This window comes from Ruegeria sp. K5 (assembly GCF_056531805.1).
On sequence record NZ_JBQFML010000003.1, the window covers coordinates 269,656 to 291,842 of the forward strand.

18 protein-coding genes are annotated in these 22,187 nt (G+C 61.0%); 3 read left to right on the forward strand and 15 right to left on the reverse strand.

Going from position 1 to position 22,187, the window contains the following annotated elements:
• Window positions 1–14 precede the first annotated feature (14 nt).
• From ACR0MO_RS12425 to ACR0MO_RS12470, 10 genes are all read right to left on the reverse strand, one after another.
• Window positions 15–1,646 carry an SUMF1/EgtB/PvdO family nonheme iron enzyme gene (locus tag ACR0MO_RS12425; protein ID WP_170453932.1) on the reverse strand — a complete coding sequence of 544 codons (1,632 nt, stop codon included), beginning with the start codon at window positions 1,644–1,646 and terminating at the stop codon, window positions 15–17.
• Complete coding sequence (locus tag ACR0MO_RS12430) at window positions 1,639–2,829, reverse strand: ABC transporter permease family protein (protein WP_480708467.1); 1,191 nt, start codon at window positions 2,827–2,829, stop codon at window positions 1,639–1,641. The genes ACR0MO_RS12425 and ACR0MO_RS12430 overlap by 8 nt, the downstream gene beginning before the upstream one ends.
• Window positions 2,829–3,560 carry an ATP-binding cassette domain-containing protein gene (locus ACR0MO_RS12435; RefSeq protein ID WP_170453934.1) on the reverse strand — a complete coding sequence of 244 codons (732 nt, stop codon included), beginning with the start codon at window positions 3,558–3,560 and terminating at the stop codon, window positions 2,829–2,831. The genes ACR0MO_RS12430 and ACR0MO_RS12435 overlap by 1 nt, the downstream gene beginning before the upstream one ends.
• Complete coding sequence (locus ACR0MO_RS12440) at window positions 3,541–4,791, reverse strand: trypsin-like peptidase domain-containing protein (protein ID WP_170453937.1); 1,251 nt, start codon at window positions 4,789–4,791, stop codon at window positions 3,541–3,543. Before ACR0MO_RS12440 ends, ACR0MO_RS12435 begins: the two co-directional genes overlap by 20 nt.
• 5 nt (window positions 4,792–4,796) lie before the next feature.
• Window positions 4,797–5,891, reverse strand: coding sequence for a serine/threonine protein kinase (locus tag ACR0MO_RS12445; RefSeq protein WP_480891522.1), 1,095 nt, complete (start codon window positions 5,889–5,891; stop codon window positions 4,797–4,799).
• Window positions 5,892–5,899: 8 nt separating this feature from the next.
• Entirely contained in the window at window positions 5,900–7,132 is a 1,233-nt protein-coding gene (locus ACR0MO_RS12450; protein WP_480891525.1) for a PP2C family protein-serine/threonine phosphatase, read from the reverse strand.
• A gap of 5 nt (window positions 7,133–7,137) precedes the next feature.
• Entirely contained in the window at window positions 7,138–7,758 is a 621-nt protein-coding gene (locus tag ACR0MO_RS12455; protein WP_480584907.1) for an FHA domain-containing protein, read from the reverse strand.
• A 34-nt stretch (window positions 7,759–7,792) separates the two neighbouring features.
• Entirely contained in the window at window positions 7,793–9,307 is a 1,515-nt protein-coding gene (locus tag ACR0MO_RS12460; protein ID WP_480891527.1) for an FHA domain-containing protein, read from the reverse strand.
• 76 nt (window positions 9,308–9,383) lie between these two features.
• Window positions 9,384–9,851 carry a hypothetical protein gene (locus ACR0MO_RS12465; protein ID WP_170622254.1) on the reverse strand — a complete coding sequence of 156 codons (468 nt, stop codon included), beginning with the start codon at window positions 9,849–9,851 and terminating at the stop codon, window positions 9,384–9,386.
• Window positions 9,852–9,910: 59 nt separating this feature from the next.
• Window positions 9,911–10,615 (reverse strand): hypothetical protein, encoded by a 705-nt coding sequence (locus ACR0MO_RS12470; RefSeq protein ID WP_170453949.1) that lies wholly within the window; start codon window positions 10,613–10,615, stop codon window positions 9,911–9,913.
• 163 nt (window positions 10,616–10,778) lie between these two features.
• Here ACR0MO_RS12470 and ACR0MO_RS12475 point away from each other — a divergent pair, with 163 nt between their 5' ends.
• The 3 genes from ACR0MO_RS12475 to ACR0MO_RS12485 all read left to right on the forward strand — a co-directional run bounded on the left by ACR0MO_RS12475 (window position 10,779) and on the right by ACR0MO_RS12485 (window position 14,993).
• Window positions 10,779–11,327 (forward strand): sensor histidine kinase family protein, encoded by a 549-nt coding sequence (locus ACR0MO_RS12475; protein ID WP_170524687.1) that lies wholly within the window; start codon window positions 10,779–10,781, stop codon window positions 11,325–11,327.
• Complete coding sequence (locus ACR0MO_RS12480) at window positions 11,327–12,070, forward strand: FHA domain-containing protein (protein WP_170453953.1); 744 nt, start codon at window positions 11,327–11,329, stop codon at window positions 12,068–12,070. The genes ACR0MO_RS12475 and ACR0MO_RS12480 overlap by 1 nt, the downstream gene beginning before the upstream one ends.
• Window positions 12,071–12,203: 133 nt before the next feature.
• Window positions 12,204–14,993, forward strand: a complete 2,790-nt coding sequence (locus tag ACR0MO_RS12485) for a bifunctional aconitate hydratase 2/2-methylisocitrate dehydratase (protein WP_480891530.1) — start codon at window positions 12,204–12,206, stop codon at window positions 14,991–14,993.
• Between the two features lie 52 nt (window positions 14,994–15,045).
• Here ACR0MO_RS12485 and ACR0MO_RS12490 read toward each other — a convergent pair whose 3' ends face one another.
• From ACR0MO_RS12490 to ACR0MO_RS12510, 5 genes are all read right to left on the reverse strand, one after another.
• Window positions 15,046–16,299 (reverse strand): aminotransferase class V-fold PLP-dependent enzyme, encoded by a 1,254-nt coding sequence (locus tag ACR0MO_RS12490; RefSeq protein ID WP_480891533.1) that lies wholly within the window; start codon window positions 16,297–16,299, stop codon window positions 15,046–15,048.
• A gap of 194 nt (window positions 16,300–16,493) precedes the next feature.
• On the reverse strand, window positions 16,494–17,234 hold the full coding sequence (locus tag ACR0MO_RS12495; protein WP_480891535.1) for a maleate cis-trans isomerase family protein: 741 nt from the start codon (window positions 17,232–17,234) through the stop codon (window positions 16,494–16,496).
• On the reverse strand, window positions 17,231–18,298 hold the full coding sequence (locus ACR0MO_RS12500) for a pyridoxal phosphate-dependent aminotransferase (protein ID WP_480891537.1): 1,068 nt from the start codon (window positions 18,296–18,298) through the stop codon (window positions 17,231–17,233). Before ACR0MO_RS12500 ends, ACR0MO_RS12495 begins: the two co-directional genes overlap by 4 nt.
• The gene (locus ACR0MO_RS12505) at window positions 18,295–19,947 is read right to left on the reverse strand and encodes a hydantoinase B/oxoprolinase family protein (RefSeq protein ID WP_480891538.1); all 1,653 of its coding nucleotides are present in this window, start codon (window positions 19,945–19,947) and stop codon (window positions 18,295–18,297) included. Before ACR0MO_RS12505 ends, ACR0MO_RS12500 begins: the two co-directional genes overlap by 4 nt.
• Complete coding sequence (locus ACR0MO_RS12510; protein ID WP_480891541.1) at window positions 19,947–22,040, reverse strand: hydantoinase/oxoprolinase family protein; 2,094 nt, start codon at window positions 22,038–22,040, stop codon at window positions 19,947–19,949. Before ACR0MO_RS12510 ends, ACR0MO_RS12505 begins: the two co-directional genes overlap by 1 nt.
• Window positions 22,041–22,187 lie beyond the last annotated feature (147 nt).

The window sequence follows — 22,187 nt, forward strand, 5'->3', positions numbered from 1 at the left end:
TCAACCTTTCCAATTCATTCTTCGACAAAGCCCAGAGCAACGGCCTGAAAGTCATCTGCGATCTGATCCAAATCCGAATAACCCGCCACAGTGCGGGCACCGATGTGATCCTGCACCATCGCCAGACAGGTCGCCCGTTCGCGGCCACGCTCGGCCTCGGTGGGGTAGATGAAATCGATCTGTTTGCGGAGCAGGACGGGCGAGTACTGATCGACAAGACCCTCGATCAGGTTGGCGTATTCGACGATATCCGCCTTGGCCTTGGCCTCCAGCTCGGCCAGTTTGGCGGCGGCGTCTTCCTTGGCGGCCAGCACTTCATCAAGGAAAGCCTGATCCCCGCTTTGCCGCGCTTCCGCCTCCAGCGCGTCCAGTTCCGGCGCGATGGTCAGGGATGAGATCAGCGCGTTCAAGTAGCGCCGGATGCCCTGACCACAGACCAGCACGCCCGAGGTCAGGATCAGGCGGATCGACTGGTCCCGCTGCGCGTTGCGCTCGACCCGGCCCCGGTTCAGCGTGTCCTTGATCACCGCAAGCTGCGTTTTGGTACGATCCGACAGGGTCTCTGCCGAGATTTCGTCCAAGAGGTCCATCGCCTCTTGCTCGCTGGCCGCCACCGCCAGCCCTTCATCGGGGCGCGCCAACTGGTCCAGCCCGTCCTTCAGCGCCTGATCCTGATCGGCCGAGGTAATCGCCAGACCCTGCAACACCAGCCGGGTGCCGGTGAACCGGTCCGCCGAGGCTGTGTTGGACAGGATGTCAAAGGGCGGCACTTCGAACCGGGTCGAGGATGTGATGTCAGCCAAAGGCGTCCGCGCGTCGCCACCGCGCTTCACGAAGCCACCCGCCTGACCATGCAAACGCCCGTGACGCACCAGCGCAAAGGGATCGCCCACAATCTCGGACGCGTTGCCCAACATGTCGTGCAGACCCAGCGGATTGGGGCGCAGAGATCCCACGACCTGCAATTTCCCCCCGGCTGAAGCTGTGCCGCCATGGGCAATGTATTCATCCTGCGGCGTGCCTTCGGGCACAGGCGGCAAAGGGGCCCGGAACAGGGCCTGATCGACTTCCAGACCGCCACGGGCGGAATATTCCCATTCCTCTTCGGTCGGCAGGCGCAGATAGGCGCGGGTATCACCCACTCTGGGCAGCGAGTCCGGCGCGTTTTCCATCAGCCACAGGGTGTAGGCTTCGGCAAAGCGCTGATAGTCCAGCTTGGTCTGCCCAACCGCCGGAACAAAGCCTCGGCGGCGGGGTTCCTTGTCGGGGCAGCCTTCCATGACCACATCCCATTGCGCCTGCGCCAACTCATACTTGGCCATGTAGAAATAGCCCTTGGCCGCGCCTTCGGGGTCGGCAAACGCGCCTGAGACAAAGGCCCGGCGCAGACCGTTCAGATAGGGCTGATCGCTGCCTTCCTGTCCCAGCACGACCGAAACATCGCCGATCACACCATCGGTATTGGGCGTCGCCACCTTTCGAAAGGTCATGGCCCCGCCGCAAGGCATGGGCAGGGACAAGTCTCCATCTGCAGGCTGCGGGTTATAGTATTTCTCGCGCCATGTGATGTCCTGCGCCTGCGCGGTTGCGGAGAAGGTCAGCAGACCGATCAGCGGGGCCAGGGCAAGGCGGGTCAGTTTAGGCATGGGTCAACACCTCCTGAGGTTCGACTTTGCGCACGGCAAACACCGCCCAGACCGCTGCGGTCACCGCTGTCACGGCCCCCAGAACCAGCGTCGCCAGAATGTTTCCCACATAAAGGCGCGCCACGGATTCACCCGGGGCGGTTTCAAACGTTGCGTTGATGGCCAGCAGGAAGGGCAGGATGATGATCAGCGTGGCAATCACACCGCCCAGCACCAGCGTCAGGCTTTGCACCACCGGGATCACACAGCGTTGCCGGTCGGGCATGGTCAGCATGGAAAACAGGCTGAAGATCACCCGCTGCCGCTCGACCATGCCGCGCAGATTGGCCGACATCGCCGCCCAGAAGCCAAACATCGCCAGCGCCGCAATCGCGGTGAACAGAATGTTCAGGTTGCGCCGGAAGGACAGCAACAGGGCCGCGTTTTCGGCCCGTGGGCGCGATTGCAGCCCCATCTCGGACAGATGCGCGGACAGGGTTCCGATATCCTCAAGCGAGCGCGCATAAAGGCGGAAACTGGCATAGGTCTTGGGCTCGGCCACAGGGTCCGTCCAGTTCGCGGGGGTCGAGGTCAGATCGTCCCGGAACCGCTCGACCGCCAGAAGATCGGGCAGCGACAGAAAGATGGCCGGGCGGGGCCAGATCTCGGGCGGCAGCACGCCGATGACCTGCAGATCGCGGCGCGCGTTTTCGCGCTGGCCGTCCACCTCGCGCCCGATGATCATGTCCAGCGTATCGCCCGCCGATACCGACAGATCCTGCGCCAGCTTGTCTGAGATCCATACACGCCCCGGCGCAACCGCTTCGCCGTCGATCAGCGGATCGCCAGCGGCTGAGGGGATCAGCGGCACCGCGCGCTCCAACTTGCGCTGTGCTTCATGCCGCACCGCATTGGCCGATGTGTTGATCGAACGGGTGGCAGGCACAATGAACCCCACATCCTGCCGCGCGCCTAAGGCCGCGAAGAAAGCCGCGTCGTGCTGTTCGGCCCCGATGGCCAGAATTTCGCGGTTCGACGGATCCTCGATCAACCGGCCCACCATGGTGCCGATGATCCCGTTTTTCAGGGCCAGAATGATCAGCAGCGGGCCCAATACGCCTGCCAAAGCGGCCACGAAACACAAAGCCGATTGCCAGTCATGGCGCAATTCGCGCAAGGCCAATAGGGTCGGTATCCGCACCATCACGCCACCCTCGCCGCCGCGCGGCCTGCGGTTGAGAAGATCGAGTAGGACTGCCCCTGATGATCCAATATGCGGTGATCGGCGCGGGGGGTGTCCGCAAATTCACCGGTTTGCGCCTGATGGCTGGCCAGAACCACCGCCGATCCGGCCTCGGCCGCCAGATGCACAATCAACCCTTCGACCTCGGCCACATTGGCGGGATCAAGGGCCGAGACAGGCTCATCCAGCAACAGCAGCGCAGGTTGCCCCAGCAACGCCCGGGCGACCGAGGCGCGTTGGCGTTGGCCCACGGACAACTGACCCGGCTTGCGCGCGGTCAGATCCCGCAGCCCCATGGCGCGGATCAGGTGATCCTGCCATTCGGCATCCGGTACCTGCCCGGCAACACGCACCGGCAGTTCGATGTTTTCCTGCAAGCTGAGATACGGCACCAGAGTATTGGTTTGCAGCACAAAGCCCAGCTTGTCCGGCCCGGCAAACGCGGCCCTTGGGGTGTCGGGCGTGACCTGAACCCCGTCAATCACATGCCGCCTGTCCGGCAGGTCGGTCAGAGGCAACGCCCCGGCAATCAGCCCAAGCGCGGTGCTTTTGCCTGCACCGCTAACCGCATCCAGAACGATGGTTTCGCCCGCGTTCAGCTCCAACTCTTCGATCACCACGAAGAAACCGGGGGCGCGTTCGATCCCAAGGTTGCGGATCGACAGAACCGTATCAGGGACGTCTGAGGACAAGCGCCACCCCCCCGAGTTCAACCTTGGATTTCGTGTTGATCTGCACCGGGTCATTCGGCTTCAGACGCCGGCCATCGACCTTGGTTCCGTTGGACGAGCCCAGATCGGTCAGCATCATCTTGCGCCCCTGCAAGGACAGGCTGGCATGACGTCGGCTGAGGTTGCGATCGGTAATGGTCAGCGTGTTTTCACTGGCCCGCCCGATGGTGACGCCGGATTGCAACTGCGACGCGCTGAATTTGGCCGATTGGCCATCCATGCTGACAGCCAGAATCGCCCGGCCCGAGGATTTCACACCCCCGCCACGCAGGGATTTGGACCCGTCATCGCCCTTGTTTTGCGACGCAACATAGTAGATCCCGCCGATCACCAAGGCCCCGGCCCCGCATAGAACCGCCAGAATGATCAGCAGGCTGTTGTCACCCCCTGCGGGGTTCACCATTTCCGGGTTCTCCGGATCGCATTCCTGTTGATGGGACGTGAACGGGATACCCGTATCCCGCAAAAACCCGGCAATGGGATTTGCGGACGAGGCCCAGAACGTGTTGTTCGTGGGTGTAACGCCATCCGAGCTCCAGACCGAGATCACTGTGTTGATCCCCAGAACCGAACCGCAATAGTCGATCAGCGGCCCGCCCGAATTGCCCGGATTGACCGATGCGGTGTGCTGCACAATCTCCAGCGTCCGGCCGGTTTCGTTAAACGATCCCGGTGCCACTTTACTGATTGCGCCCTGAGTCAGAGTTGGTTCCAGAAACGGCAGCATATCGCCGCCCGCGTTGATCTGATCTGACGATCCCGGATAGCCGATGGCGGCAACCTGTTCGCCCTTCAGCGCCTTGCCTTCACGCAGCGACAGGATGCCGGGCCGGTGCCCGCCGTTTTCCTGCGGGACGATCCGCAGAACCGCCAAGTCCAACTCGCGCGAGGCATGCAGCACCTGCGCATCGTAAAAGAACACCCGATCACCCTGTTTGAAACCGACCTGAATGTACTGGCCGCCATCAATGACGTGATGGTTGGTGATATAGTAATACCCGTTGCCTTCGGGCAGTTCCGACAGAACAAAGCCCGATCCGGTGCCACCCCGGCCACCGCCCCGATCCACCAGGGTCCGCCCCATCGCCTTATCGGCCTCAGCAACAATTTCCGGAACGATCTGGGCCGGGGCCGCACTAGCCATGGCGATCAAACAGGCGGCAGCGAAGCCAAGGGAACGGATAACTTTCACGACACTCACATCAGGATTCCATATGCAATGACGGCCGCAGCCACGACCAGGATCAACAGCAAGACCAGTACCGACGCCGCCCGCGATCCACCCCGTTTTCGAGGTTTCGGTGTTGGGCGGTTGGTCCCTTTTTTGCACGGTTCGGGCGCGGAATTGCGCGGGACTGCTTGGGGCGCGTGCAGGTCGATACCAACAACGCGCGCATAGTCGCGGGCAGTGCGGATGCGATCCCGTGGCAGCAGCTTGCAGCCCATGTCGATGGCATTCAGCAGCGCGTCGTCATATTGCGCCTGAACGCGGTTGCGTTTCAGGTTCTGACGCACCGGGACATAAGGGTCCCGCCCGCTGGCCCGCATTTCTTTCCAACGCTCTTCGGCATTGGGCGGCAGGCTTTGCGAGACCATCTCGTACAGGATCACGGACAAGGCGAACAGGTCGCTCCACGGGCCTTCATGAACGCCTCCGGCCAGACCGGTCTTTTCCGCGGGGAATTGCTCAATCGCCGCATATTTCCGTGTGAACATCGAGGCCAACCCGCTGGATTTCCCCATCAGCCGCGCCGCGCCAAAGTCGATCAGGATCGGCTGACCGTCTTTGCGGATCATGACATTCGCGGGCTTCATATCCCGGTGCACCACGCCAACTTCATGCACCGCGTCCAACGCGCCCAGCATCGACCTCAGGAAGGTCATCACCAGGTCCTGCGGCACCGACCCCCGCGCGTCGATCATGCGCGCCATCATCCGGTCCAGCGGATCGCCGTGGATATATTCCATCACGCAATAGGCCGTACCGTGCTTGCGAAACGCAGCACGCACCCGCATCAGGCCCTGCTGCTGGGGCAGATCGCGCAGCAGGTTGGCTTCTTGCAGGAAGGCTTCAAGCCCCATGTGAAACAGTTGCCGCCCCTCGGATGTGGGCGACACCGCGTTGTTGGGGCCGCGATCTGCATAATCCGCCGGAAAATACTCTTTGATCGCGAACCGCTCGCCGGTTTCGCGATTGCGCGAGCGGTAGGTGATGCCAAACCCCCCCTGCCCCAGCACGTCGCCAAGAACGTAACCGGCAAAGGTTTCTCCCTTTGGCAGATGCACGGACACTGTTGGGTCTACCTTCCTTCACCAAGGGGTTCACCATCCTCTGCCTCACCCTCGTTCGGGACGGGTTCGGATGCTGGTTCCTCTTCCACTTGCGGGGTTTCCGACTCTTGCGGCGCTTCCGGGGCCGGTGCTTCGGGCTCGGCTTCATCCGGCGAGCGTGTCGCGGGCCCTGTATCCGGGTCCTCCTGACCCTCCGGCTCGGGTTCCGTCAGCGGCTGACCATCGCCGTCCGGGTCTGACACTGCCGGATCTTCGTCGACCGAACTGTCACCGATTCGCCGTTCTTCCTGCTGCACGGGCGGGGTTGGCGCGGGCTCTTCCTCCTGCGTGACCTCGGGTTCGCCGCCCTGGCTGAAAATCAACGCCCCTGCCGTTGCGACAACGGCCAGCGCCCCCAGTCCAATCGCCGCGTATTTCAGGGATTTATTGTTCCTGTCCGAATTGTGGAACGCCCATTGGCTACCTCGCAAAAGGCTGCTCATGCCGTCCTGAACATGGGCGTAGACGACAACCGTGGTGTTGTCCTGCTTCGGCTTTCCCTTCGCCTCGACCGCGTTCAGCAGATCGGATGCAACACCGCGCATATCGCGGCTTTTGCCATTCTGAAGGATTTCGCGAATCTCGGCCTGTGACAGGGTATCCAGCCCGTCCGAGCAGGACAGAACCACATCCCCCGGTTTCAGGCTGATCGCGTTGACATCCGTCAGCGAAATCCGGTCGCCCATCAGGGCCGAGCGCAGCGCGTTGCGGCGCGGATGGCTGTCGGCCTCTTCCTGAGACAGTTTTCCGGCCGCCACCATCTGCAGCAATTCACCATAAAGCGAATGATCCGCATTCAGCTTTTTCAGCCGCCCGTCCCGCAGCAGAAACAGGCTGCTGTCGCCCACCGACACCCAGATCAGCCGGTCCCCCAGCTTGAGCGCCGCCACCAAGGTACAGCCCATCCCCTTAAGGTCAGGCTGCGTGGCGATGCGCTGGCGCAGGGCCTCGTTTGCCGCCGTCAGCGACTCTTGCAGCCGGTCGCGCGGGCGCGGCGCGTCCGAGCCCCCGACAAAGTGCTTTTTGAACGCCGACAGGGCCAGGTTGGATGCAACCTCACCCCCGGCATGGCCGCCCATCCCATCGGCGACCAGCATCAGGATGTCGGACTTGGGATCACGCTCGTTCTGATAGACAAGATCGAACGCATCCTCCTGATTGTCGCGCTGGCCCAGGCTCTGTTTGCCGCTGATGATTGTCATCTGGATCAGTCGTCAGAGCTTTCGGCCAGTTCCGACCAGTCAAAATCCTCGTTACAGAAGGCGACGAACCGCACATGCGTCTGCTTGGACAGTTCGATCAACGCGTAGTTTTCCAGTGGCATGGTCGTCGCCACGATCTGACCATTGATCCGGCTGATATTGCGGCCCGTGCCGGGGGCGGCAAAGAACACCCGGTTGGCATCGTCGAAAATGATCCGAAGGTGATCATTGCCGGAAATCATCTTGTCGCCGAAATCCAACGACACACGCTCAGCACCGTCGCGGCCCAGCGTGTTCATGCCCGAGCCCAGATTGACCGATTGCCCCAGCCCCGGCCCCTTGACCACGACCAGCCAGCCGGTGATCGGATCCACCATCGGGTCGAACTCGGCCTTGTCCGAGAAATTCTTGGACATGCCACCGTGATAGATCTGCGTCTTGTCATCCTCGACATATTCCGTCGGCGCTTCGCTGAAGGACGACCCGCTTGGCATCGCATGCGTCGCCTCGTCATCCGACGGAGAAATGCTTTCGGTAAACCCGTCATCCGAACCGAAGTCCATATCGTCGTTCAGGTCTTCTTCGTCCTTGTCGAACAGCCAGCTTGTCTTGTTGTCGTTGCCCATGTTCTTCACCTTTCCTGTGTGTTTGGCCGCTGGGTTATGCCCGGACCAGTTTCAGGCGAACGGACCCAAGGCCCAACGTGTCACCCACATTCACTCTTTGTGCGCCCTTGATCTTGCGCTCGTTGACCAGCGTCCCGTTCAGGCTGTCCAGATCGCTGAGCGTGAACCGCCCATCGGGTGAGCCGCTAAGCTCTGCATGCACCCGCGAGATACCGCCATCCGGGATCACCACGCCGTTCGTACTGCTGCGCCCAAGGGTCGAGCGGCCAGACGGCACCGGGAACCGATGTCCGTTATCGACCCGCACCAGATAGGCAATCGGCGGCGGAGCGGTGGCCACGGTGCGCGCGTCATCCTGCGGCGGGCGCATGCCGGTGATGTCGCCATCGTCGAACTCTCCCGCTTCCAGATCATCGCCGTCATCGCCCGATCCGCGCCGGGTCAGCAGCACGATCAACAGGATCAGCAACAGCAACAGAACCCCGGCCCCGATATACACATACAGCGCCGGCAGGCCGAAAATCAGACCCTCTTCAACCGGGTCGACCACTGGATCCGGCGTCGGCGTGGGATCGACCACGGGCTGGAATTCGGCCGAGTAGCTTTTGGTTTCCGTCTGTCCAGGCTGGCCCACAACCGGTTGGATCATGTCGATGGTGATCCGCGCAGGCGCGGGATCGCCAACGGGAACGATCAGGCCCGAGCCTTTGACCGCGTTGCCATAAGACCGGATGAAATCCGCCACGACCGAGGTCGCATCGGATTGGTTCTGCAGGAACACCTCTTCCATCAAACCGTTTTGCGGGTCGGTCAGGCGTTTCAGAACATCGATGCCGCGCGTTGTGCGCGCATTGCCCTGCGCCCGCCAGAACATGCCAAGGGCCGAGACCGATACACCCTCACGCTCAGCCGCTTCCGAGATCTCTTCGACCGTGGCCAGACCTTCCTCATCGCCGTCGGTGATCAGGATCAGGTTTTTCAGCAGCACATCGTCCTGCTGGCTCAGCAATTCGATGGCGCGGGTGGCGTTGGCGACAAGGCGGGTGTTCTGTTCCTTGATCTCAAGGTCTTCGATCACATCCTCGGCGCGGGCGCGGCTGGTCGAAAAGGGCGACAATTCGACAATGTCGTTGCCAAACCCATAGATCGCCACTTTCTCGTCCGTCGGCAGGTTGCTGACAACGCGCGAGATCAACTCGCGTTCGCGGTTCCAGCTGCGCAGACGGCCGCTGCGCTCGCCCACGGACAGGTCGATCAGAACCATCGTTGCCGACAGCGTCAGATTACCGGGCAGATCGTCCACAGATTTGACGAACTCGAAATCGGCCTGCGCATCGCCCAGCGACCGAAAGCTCATCCCGCCGCGTTCATTGCCGGACGGGACGCGCACAAGGCAACTGTCCTCAGGCGCGGGGGCTTCCGGGGCGCAATCCAAAATGGCCAGCCCGGTGGCTGGTGCGCGGGTCTTCCCCTCTTGCGCGTGGGCTGCGCCCGAAATGACCAAAGCGGCGGCAAGCGCCAGAAATCTGCGTGAAAATCCGTAGGTCACGATCCCAAGACCCCCCTCAGGCAAGACGTCCCGGTCGTCGCATGCGTCGACAAGCGCCGACCTGACGTGATTGGTATTAAATCGACAACGCGCGATAGGCCGCTTTGATCCGGTTCAGTTCGGACGACACGACCGACGCACTTGCGCCACTGTTCACGTCACGCTCGACCGCGCTCAGCTGGTTATCCAGCGCCTGCACCTGCTGCAGCTTCACCGGGTCCGAGGCCGAGGCCGCACGCGCCTGCGCACCTTGCGCCTTCACTTCGGCAATCTGCTGACGCAGCGACGCGATTTCGGAACTGTTGGCATCCCGTTGTGCGGCCAATTGCGCGTTGCGCTGCTCGGCTGCCCGGTTTTGCGCAATAATGGCATCCGCCTGCGCCTTGTTATTGGCGATCTGGCGGTCATATTCGCCCGAATTCAGGTTTGCGATATTGTCGAACAATGTGGCCGTTGTCGGATCGGTCGATCCGGTACAACCGGCAATCGCAATCAAGGAAACAAAAGCTACTGGTTTTGAGAAACGGAAAAGATCACACGTCATTTTACCACACTTACTATTGGAAAACCCGCGCCTGAAAGACAGACGCGGGTCAAAGGAAATTAAAGCAGATTAATGGATGCGCGGGTCCGGGCCAGACGGTTTTTATTGCTGACCGCCGCATTGGTCGCACCGCCCAAACCGGGCTGGCCTTTGCTTGAGGCCGTCCGAAGCTCGGAAATGGTGTTGTCCATATTCTGTTCGCTGCGCTTGAGCTCGGTCGAGACCACCTGACGGTTGGATTTGATCGCCTTGACACGCTGGTTATACGCGGATTGCGACAGCTGCCCGCCATCCAACTGACGACGCAGCGACTTCAGTTCTGCGTTCTGCGAGGCCAGAACCGAACGCAGGTTCGCTTCGACCGAGTTCAGCTGTTTGCTGACATTCGACAGATTGGCCAGAACCGCCTTACTGTTTACAATCTCGACGTTTTTGGCTGCGGCCTGCTTGCCGACCTGATTGCCGCCAACACCGCCGATCAGCCCCCCTGCGGCGGCACCCGCAGCGCAATCACCAGCGTCACCACCCAGCAGCAGTCCAAGTCCGCAGCCGACAATGGCACCCGCAACGGCACCCTGAACCGTGTTGTTTACAATGATGTCCTTGGACACCTGATCCAGGCTGCGAACTTGCTTTTCAAGTTGCTTTTCCTGCTGGGTCTTACCGGCCACCGACGACGATGACGCGGATTGGATCGTCTCTTCGGTACAGGCTGAAATGAAAAGGGAAATAGCAGCAAAAAGGGACACTGCGGCTGTACGCATCTCGTTACTCCGTAATACAAATTTTTCTTCGTAGTTGATTATGAACTCACATGTTTTTTATTTTCAATCAACGATTCGCGAATGTCTTGTGATTACAGGATACTGATTCGGGACACTTTCGACCAAACACTTTCGAAGATTCGTTCATAGGTAGAGTTTAAAGATGAAAATACCCCTTGGTATTCGGGACAAGATGAATCTGGCAAACGAGATTTTTGCATTTGCCGGACACATTGCCGCAGGAATTGGCGCGCTGTTTGCGCTTTTGGGCATTAGCTCGAATTTCGCGAACAATACCACCAGTGTGGTCTTTAATGTTGAAGTTGCCAGCCTCTCGTTGCCGGTTCGCATGACACTGCTGATTCTGATTGCGGCGGCACTGGGCTGGGGGCTGGGCGCTCTGGTCGCGTGGTTGAGCCGGTCCAACAATGAATCCCTCAGCTTCGCGGCCTATGTCGTGGCCATTCTGTGGGGCGGAATGATCGTCGGCGCGGCCGAGTGGCTGGCGGTATCGCTCAGACAGCAGATCCTGTCCGAGACCCTGCTGTTTACCGTCGCGGGCATGGGTCTGGCGCTTTGGGTGGCGGGTTTCCATTTTCGCAGTTCCAACGCCGGGGGCAGACATGCGCTGAGGTTGCGCTGTGACGCGCTGCTGTTGTTTTCAATCGGCGCGGCCCTGTTCCTGGTTCTGACATTGCTGGGGACACGATAATGATGATCGGCGGACCTTTGGACGACAAGAACGCTGCGCGCCTGCTTAGCGCGGCGGCCCTGCTGGATTTCATGTTTCTGGGCTTTGTCGTTGCCACGCTTGAACCCGTACTGCGGCAAGAGCTTCGGTTGCATCAGGCGGGCCTTGCCCTGCCGATTGGCCTGTTTCTGGCGCTGGTGCTGATCTACTGGCTGATCTGCGAAGGCATCCTGAGCGGCGCAACCATCGGTCGGTTTGTCATGCGCCTGAACATGCGTGACAAAAGCGGCAAGCCGGTTTCGGCAATGCGCCGGTCGTCGCGGGCGATGAAAAAGATCATGACCCTTGGCCTGACTGGCCTGAACCCGAACTCGGCCGCGCGCTATGACCGGGCCGCCGAGGTGCGATGGTTCAGCCCCATGGCGCCGCGCCCGATCAAGATGTGGCGTCTGGCGGTTTCGTCCGGCCCGGATCAGGGCAAATCCATCGTCTTCCGCGATGTGCCGGGAATCGCGTCCACCCACCAGATCAAGATTGGGCGCGATTCCGGCTGGGCCGACCTGTCGCTGGAGCGTAGCAAGAAGGCGTCCGGGCAACATTGCGTGATCCAGATCGCCAAGGGCAACCAACTCTACCTGCGCGATCTGGGCTCGTCGAACGGAACATTCATTGGTGGACGGCAGATCAGGCCGGAAAAACCGACGCGTTTGGGCATGAACAGCCGGTTCCGCGTTGGCGATGTCTGGATTTCGATCATCCGCTGATTACAGGGTAGAGACAACGCGCCACAGCTGTAGTGCTTGCAACCGGCTGGCATTTCGTATACCGCGGCATACAAACTAAATGGCCAGGTGCCAAACGCACCTCGCGCTCTCGCCCAAACCGTCGGAACACGCCATGAGCCTTTATACAGATTACCTTGCCGAAATCGAAACCCGCAAAGAACAGGGCCTCAGCCCCAAACCCATCGATGATGGGGCTTTGACGAAAGAAATCATTGATCAGATCCGCGATCCGCAGAACGAATATCGCGCGGATTCGCTGCATTATTTCATCTACAACACCCTGCCGGGCACAACCAGCGCCGCCGGTGAAAAGGCAGGCTTTCTGAAAGAGATCATTCTGGGCGAAGCCGCCGTCGAAGAGATTTCGCAGGATTTTGCGTTCGAGCTGTTGTCGCACATGAAAGGCGGCCCCTCGGTCAAGGTTCTGCTGGATCTGGCCCTGGGTCAGGACGCCTCGATCGCTGGCAAAGCGGCCGAGGTGCTGAAAACACAAGTCTTCCTGTACGATGCCGACACCGACCGTCTGAAAGCCGCGTTCGAGGCTGGCAACCCGGTCGCGAAGGACATCCTTGAAAGCTATGCCAAGGCCGAGTTCTTCACCAAGCTTCCCGACATCGACGAAGAGATCAAGGTCGTTACCTATGTCGCTGCCGAAGGCGATATCTCGACCGACCTGCTGTCGCCAGGCAATCAGGCGCATTCGCGGGCTGACCGGGAATTGCACGGCAAATGCCTGATTTCCGAGACGGCGCAGCAAGAGATCGAGGCGCTGAAACTCCAGCACCGCGACGCGCGCGTGATGCTGATTGCCGAGAAAGGCACCATGGGCGTGGGCTCGTCCCGTATGTCTGGCGTCAACAACGTGGCGCTGTGGACCGGCAAGCAGGCCAGCCCCTATGTGCCCTTCGTCAACTTCGCCCCGATCGTGGCGGGCACCAATGGCATCTCGCCGATCTTTTTGACCACCGTTGGCGTGACCGGCGGCATCGGGATCGACCTGAAAAACTGGGTCAAGAAGGTGGATGAGGACGGCAACGCAATCCTCAACAACGACGGCAACCCGGTTCTGGAACAGAAATATTCGGTTGCGACCGGTACGGTTCTGAAAATCGACACCAAAAGCCACAAGCTGCTGAGTGAGGATGGTGACGAACTGGTCGACGTCTCGTCGTCCTTCACACCGCAAAAGATGGAATTCATGAAGGCGGGCGGTTCCTACGCCATAGTTTTCGGCAAGAAACTTCAGACATTTGCGGCCGAAACGCTTGGCATCGAGGCACCTTTGGTCTTTGCCTTGTCCAAGGAAATCAGCCACGAGGGTCAGGGCCTGACCGCGGTTGAGAAGATCTTCAACAAAAACGCCGTGGGCGCGACGCCGGGCAAGACCCTGCACGCCGGTTCGGATGTGCGGGTGAAGGTCAACATCGTCGGCTCGCAGGACACCACCGGCCTGATGACCATGCAGGAACTTGAGGCGATGGCCGCAACCGTCGTGGCCCCCAGCGTCGATGGTGCCTATCAGTCGGGCTGTCACACTGCATCGGTCTGGGACGCCAAGGCGCAGGCCAACACGCCACGTCTGATGAAGTTCATGAATGATTTCGGCCTCATCACCGGGCGTGACCCGAAAGGCGTCTATCATTCGATGACCGACGTGATCCACAAGGTGCTGAACGACATCACCGTGGACGACTGGTCGGTCATTATCGGCGGCGACAGCCACACCCGTATGTCCAAAGGCGTCGCCTTTGGCGCGGACTCGGGCACCGTGGCACTAGCGCTGGCCACCGGTGAAGCTTCGATGCCGATCCCGGAATCGGTCAAGGTGACCTTCAAGGGCCAAATGGCCGAGCACATGGATTTCCGCGACGTGGTGCATGCGACGCAGGCGCAGATGCTGGAACAGCATGGCGACAACGTTTTCCAGGGCCGTGTGATCGAAGTGCATATCGGCACGTTGCTGGCGGATCAGGCCTTCACCTTCACCGACTGGACCGCCGAGATGAAGGCCAAAGCCTCGGTCTGTATCTCGGATGATGAGACGCTGATCGGCTCGCTGGAACTGGCCAAGTCGCGCATTCTGATCATGATCGAAAAAGGCATGGAGCATGAAAACGGCATGCTGCAAAAGCTGGTCAACATCGCCGATGCGCGCATTGCTCAGATCAGGTCGGGTGAAAAGCCTGCCCTGCGCCCCGATGACAATGCGAAATACTTCGCCGAAGTTGTCGTCGATCTGGACCAGATCGTCGAGCCGATGATCGCCGACCCGGATGTCAACAACGCCGATGTTTCCAAGCGCTACACCCACGACACGATCCGCCCGATCTCGTACTACAATGCTGAAAAGCATGTGGATCTGGGTTTTGTCGGCTCGTGCATGGTGCACAAGGGCGACATGAAGATCGTGGCGCAGATGCTGCGCAACCTCGAAAAAGCCTCGGGGAAAGTTGAATTCAACGCGCCGCTGGTTGTGGCCGCACCGACCTACAACATCATCGACGAGTTGAAAGAGGAAGGCGACTGGGAGATTCTCCAACGCTATTCAGGATTTGAATTCGACGATCTGTTCCCCAAAACCCAGGCGCGCACCGAGTACGAGAATATCCTGTACCTCGAACGTCCGGGTTGTAACCTCTGCATGGGCAACCAGGAGAAAGCGGCCAAAGGTGACACGGTTCTGGCCACCTCGACCCGCCTGTTCCAGGGCCGCGTCGTGGCGGATGCGCCCGACAAGAAGGGTGAGTCGTTGTTGGGCTCGACTCCGGTTGTCGTACTGTCCGCCATCCTTGGCCGGACCCCGACACTGGACGAATACAAGGCGGCTGTCGAAGGCATCGACCTGACCAAATTCGCCCCGCCGGTGCAAGCGCCCGCCGGAACGAAATCGGTCCACTTCTAAAGCCGCGATCCGATCAAACCAAAAGCCCGGCCTTCTGGCCGGGCTTTTTTGTTCAGGCGGTCATGTCCTTCACGGCAGTCAGCAACTGCGCCACCTCCTGCTCGGTATTGTAGTGGCACAGCGAAATGCGGATGCAATCCGACAGTCCCAGCGGCGTCAGCACATTGCCCGAGTAATGATCTGCCTTGCGGGTATGGGTGCGGATACCCTGCTGATTGAGCGTTTCGACCACCTGTTCCGACGGGATGCCATCCACCACAATCGACACCAACCCCTCACGCGCAGCGTTGTCCGCCCCGGCCAGAATGCGAATGTGGTCCATATCCCGCAGCCCCGGCAGGTTTCCGACCCCGTTGATCATCGCGTTCGTCAGATGCGTCTCGTAGCCGTGAATGGCGCGACCCGCAGCCTCGATCCGTTTGCGCGGATCGGTTTCGTCGGACACCTCGCCGCCCAGCCAGATGAAATAGTCGATCACGTCGGACATGGTGGCGTAGGACCCGGTGTCGCGGGTTCCGAACTCCCACCCTGTTACCGGCGCATCGATCAGCATGTCATGGGGCAGCGCGCTCAGCTTGTCGGAAATCCATGCGATGCCATAGCCGTGGCGCGAGAACACTTTGTAAGGTGAGATCGCATAGCCATCGACGTTGTAGGCATCCAGATCCAACTGCCCGTGTGCCGCGTGCTGAATACCATCAACGATGATCAGACAGTCGGGTGAGACAGCCCGGATCGCGGCTGAGATCGCGGCCACATCCATGCCCATCCCCGTCACGGGTGAGGCATGCAGGATTGTCGCCACCGCCACGTCCGGAGTCATCCGCGCGGCATAATCCTCAGCCGTGACCAGCCCGGTTTCGTCGTCATGCTGCACGTTCACGTAGTCCAGCCCGGCAATCCCAGCCCAGCGACGCGCAGCACTGCGGGTCGCCGGGTGTTCGATTGAGGACCCGATCACCTTCGCCCCTTTCGGCGCAACCAGACAGGCCGTGCGGATCAGCCGGAACAGCAACTCAGTCCCGCTTTCCCCGGCAAAGAACTGGCCCGATGAGGCGTTCATGAACACGCCCAGATCGGCCTTGGCCTTGTTGATCACATTTTGGGTGCCCTGCCCCGCCGGATTGATCCGCCCCGGATTGTCCGGGATCGCCGCATAGAAAGCCGAGGTCTCGGCCACCTTCTTCAGCGTCAGCGCGCCACCTGCGTTTTCAAAGAAAACACGCTCGCCCTGAAACGGGCAGCTATCCACATGGGCAAAACGATCGCGGATCGCCGCGATCAGACCGGGGTTGTCTTTGATCATGTTGTACTTCCTGTCACTGCGTCCAAGTGTCGGGGCCGCGATGGCCTGCGCCCGTGTGGGATCCGTATCTCAAAGGAAACCATCGTCAATGTCAGCGATGGCGGCAAGGGGTTGATCCATAGGGTCATCTCACGGCAATCCTTCTGCACAAAGGGTTTAGCTGGCATCCGAATGTCGACAAATCAGAACCTTCCTTACAATCGGTCGAACAGCCGACCCGGAAGCCCGGCATGTGGTGGCAGCCCAAGCTGCTGGACCAACGCAAACATCATCGCCTGGTTCGAGGTCACGACCGGTTTGCCAAGCGCGTCCTCGATCCGTTCAACCGCCTCGACCGCGCGCATATCGGTGCAGCTGAGGACAATGGCTTCGGCCTTGGGATCGTCGGCCCGGCAGGCAAGGTCAAAAACCTCCTCCGGCGTCAGCTCTCCCTGACCGTAATTGCCCAATTCGCGCCCGATATCTGCGCAGCGCACCGTCTCGATCCCGTTATGGGCCAGAAAACCCATGGCCTGCGTGTTGATCTCGCCCAGATAGGGCGAAGAGAAACCCACATTCGACACACCCAACGCCTTGATCGCCTGTACCAGTGCTCCAGCGGCGGTGAAGGTGATGGCACCCGAGGCGGCCTTGATGTCCTGCGCCAATTGCGCGTCAAAGCCGGGGCCATGGGTCAGCGTGGCCGAGGTGCAACCGTACAGAACCACATCGGGTCGCACACCCGCTATCATCCGCAAATCATGGCTGATATCCGAGGCCCCCAGCCCGGCCATCTGGTCCGAGCCCGGAATCTCATCCACGTCATAACCACCCATGCGCTGGAAATGCACCGTCGTATCCGGGCAGCGCATCAGCATCATATCCGTTTCGAGGTTGGTGTTGGTGAAAGGCACCAAAACGCCGATTTTCGCGCGCCTGCGGGTTTCATAGCTCATGACATCACCTTTCTCAGCACGGCCATACAGCGATCCATGATCGCTTCCCGGCAGATCGTGGCCCGCAGGCAATCGGCCAACCCATAGCCGCCCATACCGCGCATCAGCAAGCCTTCGGCCCGCAGGGCCTGATCGGCTTTTTGGGCGGTTTCAACATTCGCAAACCGGATCAGCACAAAGTTGGTATGGCTGGGCGAAACCGACAGACCCAGCGCCCGGCACCCTTCGGCAAAGCGATCCCGGATCGCAGCCGTTTGGTTCACCGTTTCCCGCATATGCGCCTGATCCCGCATCGCCGCCGTTGCCATGGCTTGCGAGGGGATCGACACGTTGTTCGGGTTCAAAACCTTCCGCACTTCAGCCGCAATCACGGGCGGGAACACGCCCCACCCCACACGTGCACCCGCCAGCCCATAGGCTTTGGAGAAGGTGCGCATCACAACCGTGTCTCCACGTCCGACCAAATCAAAAACCTCAGCCGGGTTTTGGCCCTCATCCGCAAATTCCGCATAGGCCTGATCGACAACCAGCAGAACATCCTTGGGCAAGTCGCCGCGCAGACGGATGACCTCGGCATTAGGGATCAGCGTCCCCGTCGGATTACCCGGATTGCAGACAAAAACGATCCGCGTTTGGGGCGTGACGGCGGCCAGAATATCATCGACCGAAACGGTCAGATCGACCTCACGCGCCTGCACGTATTCCGCCTGCACCTGCGCTGTGGCCGACGTCACATAGGCATAGCCGTAATCCGTACCCAGCACCCGGTCCCCTGGCCCTGCAAAGGTGCGGATCAGGCAGCCGATCAGTTCCATCGACCCTGCACCGCACAGGACCGTGTTGGGGTCAAGCTTGTGGACCTCGGCAATCGCCGCGCGCAACTCGGTCCAATCGGGGTCAGGATAAAGCGGCATCTGACCCATCACCGCCTGCCCCGCCGCAATGGCCTTTGGGCTGGCAGGGAAGGCGCTTTCGTTCTGAGCCAGCGAAACGGTGCCCGCATCCCCAAGATCGGCAAGCGCATAGGCGGCCATGGAACGGATGTGATCGACCGCCCGGATCATGGTTTGCCCCCATAGGCCTTGGATCCTTCGGGCGTTACCAATCCGCGCCTCAGATCCAGCGCCAGCGCATCCGGGTTCCGATCTGCCGGGTCACCAAACCCGCCACCGCCGGGCGTGTCGAAGATCAGGTAGTTCCCGCCTTCGACCCGCAACTCGCCCTTGCCGGGGATGTCGCTGACCCCGTCCCGAAACCGGATCCGCCCCGGCGCGCCGGGCTGCCCGCCCATTCGGCCCAAGGCGGGGAATTTCAGCCGCTCGACCGACAGGAACACGATGAAGGGCGCGTCGTTGGACGAGGTCATCTCGATCCTCTGCCCCAGCCCGCCACGATATTTGCCCGCACCGCCCGAATCCGGCAGCAACTCGCGCCGCCACATGATCACCGGGGCCACGCTTTCGGTAATTTCGACCTGTGAGCCAAAGACGCCTGACGGGTAAGCCGTGGCCGACAGCCCATCCGCATGAGGCCGCGCACCGGTGCCGCCATTATGCACGGGTTCAATGGCAAACTCGCGCCCGCCATTGGCCGCAACCTCGGGCGCGTGGCGCATGGGCAGGTCGAACATGCACGAGGCACCCTCGGCCGGAACCTTGTCAGGCAGCGCCTGATGCAGGCAGCCGAGCACCAGATCGGGTGTCACCTGCCCCAGCGTGTGGCGCATCGCCACCGGAACCGGGCGTTGAGCGTTCAGGATACAGCCTTTGGGGCCGTCCACCGTGAACGGTTCCAGCGAGCCCGCATTGTTGGGAATATCCGGCCCGACGATGCAACGCAGGGCGAACACGGTATAGGCCGTCGCATAGTTCAGCGGCACATTGATGCCTTTTCTTGAACAACCCGACGTGCCGGTGAAATCCACATGCATCCCGTCCTTGGTAACGGTCAGCGTGGCGTGTAGCTCCAGCTCATTCTCGTACCCGTCCATGCGCAGCACGTTCTTGTAGACGCCTTCAGGCACCTCGGCGATGGCCTCCAGCGCGCCGTTGCGCGAGGTATCGATGATATAGCTGCCCAAACGGTCCAGATCGTCGATCCCGAACTCATCCATCATCGCCACCAGCCGGTTCACTCCGGCCTCACAACAGGCGATCAGGGCGTAGATGTCGCCCTCATTGGCGATCGGCTCGCGCGAATTGGCACGGATGATGTCCATCAGCAGCGCGTTTGGCGTGCCTTCTTCGACCAGTTTGCAGGGCGGGATCAGCAGCCCCTCGTCATAGATATCCGAGCCTTCCGGCCCCATGCCCAAGCCCCCCAGATCCACCAGATGCGAGGTGCAGGAGGTAAACCCAACCACCCTGCCATCCTTGAACGCGGGCATCATCAGCAGGAAGTCGTTCAAATGCCCCGAGGCCAGCCAGGGGTCGTTGGTCATGTAAATGTCGCCGGGCTTCATGTCCTGAACGGCAAAGCGTTGGCGCAGATGCAGGACGGCTTCGGCCATGGTGTTGATATGTCCGGGGGTTCCGGTCACGGCCTGCGCCAGCATACGGCCATCGACGTCGAATATCCCGGCAGAGATATCGCCGCATTCCCTCACGATGGGGGAAAAGGCGGCGCGGATGAGGGTCTGGCCCTGTTCCTCAACTACTGCCAATAGGCGGTTCCACATCACTTGCAGGCGGGCCGGGGAAAGGTCGGAGCTCATCATGCGCCTCCTTTCTGGTCCTGGATCAGAACCAAATTGCCAATTGCATCCATATGGGCCGAGAAATCGGCAGATACGAGCGTGGTGGTCTGCGGTTCATGGATCAACGCCGGACCTGAAACGTGATCGCCGGGTTTCAAATCGGCACGGGCAATGAAAGCGGCGTTTTTCGCAGTTCCATCCACATCGCAGGTGATCGGGCGCGTCTCGGTTGCGGTGAACACATTGCGTTCGGGCGCATTGAGCACCCGTGCAACCATGTTGTCCAGCGTCGCTACCCGCACGGCCCAGTTCAATATCTCGATCTGCATCCCCGGCACGGGGCGTGAAAATTGCTTGCGGTATTCTTCTTCGAATGCTGCGGTCAGCGGGGCAATGTCTTCGGGCGTCAGCGCACGATCCGGCAGGGGGATTTCGATCTCATGCCCCTGCCCGTTATAGCGCATAAACGCGGTGCGCAGGGTCTGGGTTTGCGCATCACCCGCCCCTTGGGCCACGACCTCTTTCGCCTCGGCAATCATTGTATCGAACAAGGCATTCACCCCGTCCAAATCCATGCTGTCCAGCAGCGAATAGCGCGAGCGGACGATCTCAAACGAAACCGGCGCGAACAGGAAGCCCACCGCCGACCCAACACCCGGATTGGGTGGGATCACGATGCGCGACACGCCAGCAGAGCGCGCGACACGGCTGGCATGCAACGGACCATTGCCGCCAAAGGCGATCATCGTGCGCGGGCCCAGATCCTTGCCCGATTCCACCGCATGCATCCGCCCCGCGCTGGCCATGCTTTCATCCACAATCCGACTGACGCCATCTGCCGCGCCCACGGCGTCAAGTTGCAGCCGTTCACCAACCACGCGGGCCAGCGCCGCTTTGGATCCTTCGGGGTCCAGCCGGATATGTCCTTCGGCAAAGGTGTCCGGGACGATGTAACCCAGCGTGATGTCGCTGTCGGTCACGGTGGGTTCGGTGCCGCCGCGCATGAACGCCACTGGCCCCGGCTCGGACCCTGCAGATTGTGGCCCGACGGTCAAGCGGCCCAGACGGTCCACCCCGGCAATCGAGCCGCCGCCGGCGCCGATCTCGATCATCTCGATCACCGGAATACGCACCGGCATGCCCGAGCCTTTGATGAACCGCGCCGCCCGGGCGATCTCAAACGCGCGCGAGGTCTGCGGGCGAGCCCCATCAATCAGGCACAGCTTGGCAGTGGTGCCCCCCACATCGAATGACAGCACCTGATCCAGACCCGCCCGCGCCGCGATACGTGCCGCCAGAATGGCCCCACCCGCCGGGCCGGATTCTACCAGACGGATCGGAAAACGGGCCGCAGTTTCGACCGTGCACATGCCGCCCCCTGCGGTCATCATCAGGATCGGGCATGTTACGCCTTCGGCCTCGAACTGATCTACGAACCGGGCCAGATAGCTTTGCATCAGAGGCTGGATATAGGCGTTCGCCACCGTGGTGCAGAGCCGGTCAAATTCCCGCGCTTCGGGGCTGACATCGGATGAGATCGAGACGGTCAGGCCGGGGCGGTGCCGGGCCAGCAAATCACGCAATCGCCGCTCATGCGCGGGGTTGGCATAGGCATGCATCAGGCAGATCGCCACCGCCCCGGCCCCACTTGCGTCCAGTTCGGCCAGCAAGTCACCCACTTGCGCCTCGTCCAGCGGGATCAGCACAGCGCCCTCGGCGGACATGCGTTCGCGGATCACAAAGGACCGCTCGCGCGGGACCAGAAGATCGGGCTTTTCCAGATTGATATCGTATTGGGAATAGCGCCGCTCATACCCGATATCGAGGATGTCGCGGAACCCTTCGGTGCAGATCGTCGCCACCACGGCCCCGCGCCGTTCGATCAGAGCGTTGGTGGCCAGCGTGGTGCCATGGATGAACCCCGTCACTTGCGACAGGGACCGCCCGGTTGCGGCCATGACCCGCCGCGCGCCCTCCATCGCGCCATCCGCCGGGTTTCGATGGGTGGTCAGGGTTTTGGTCGAGGCCAGAATCCTGTCTTCGCCTTCGACCAGAACCGTGTCGGTAAACGTGCCGCCAATGTCGATGGCCAATCGCAGCGCGTGTGTCATGTGGTGGTCCGTCCTCGTTTGCAATCCTGCCAGTCAAATGCCCAAAAAGGCGATTACTGACACATCGCAACGAGGTCGCAGCCCGTGGCCCGACGATCCAGAGGGTTGAGGATACACACGCGGTTCATACCTGTTTGTTCCGTGGTT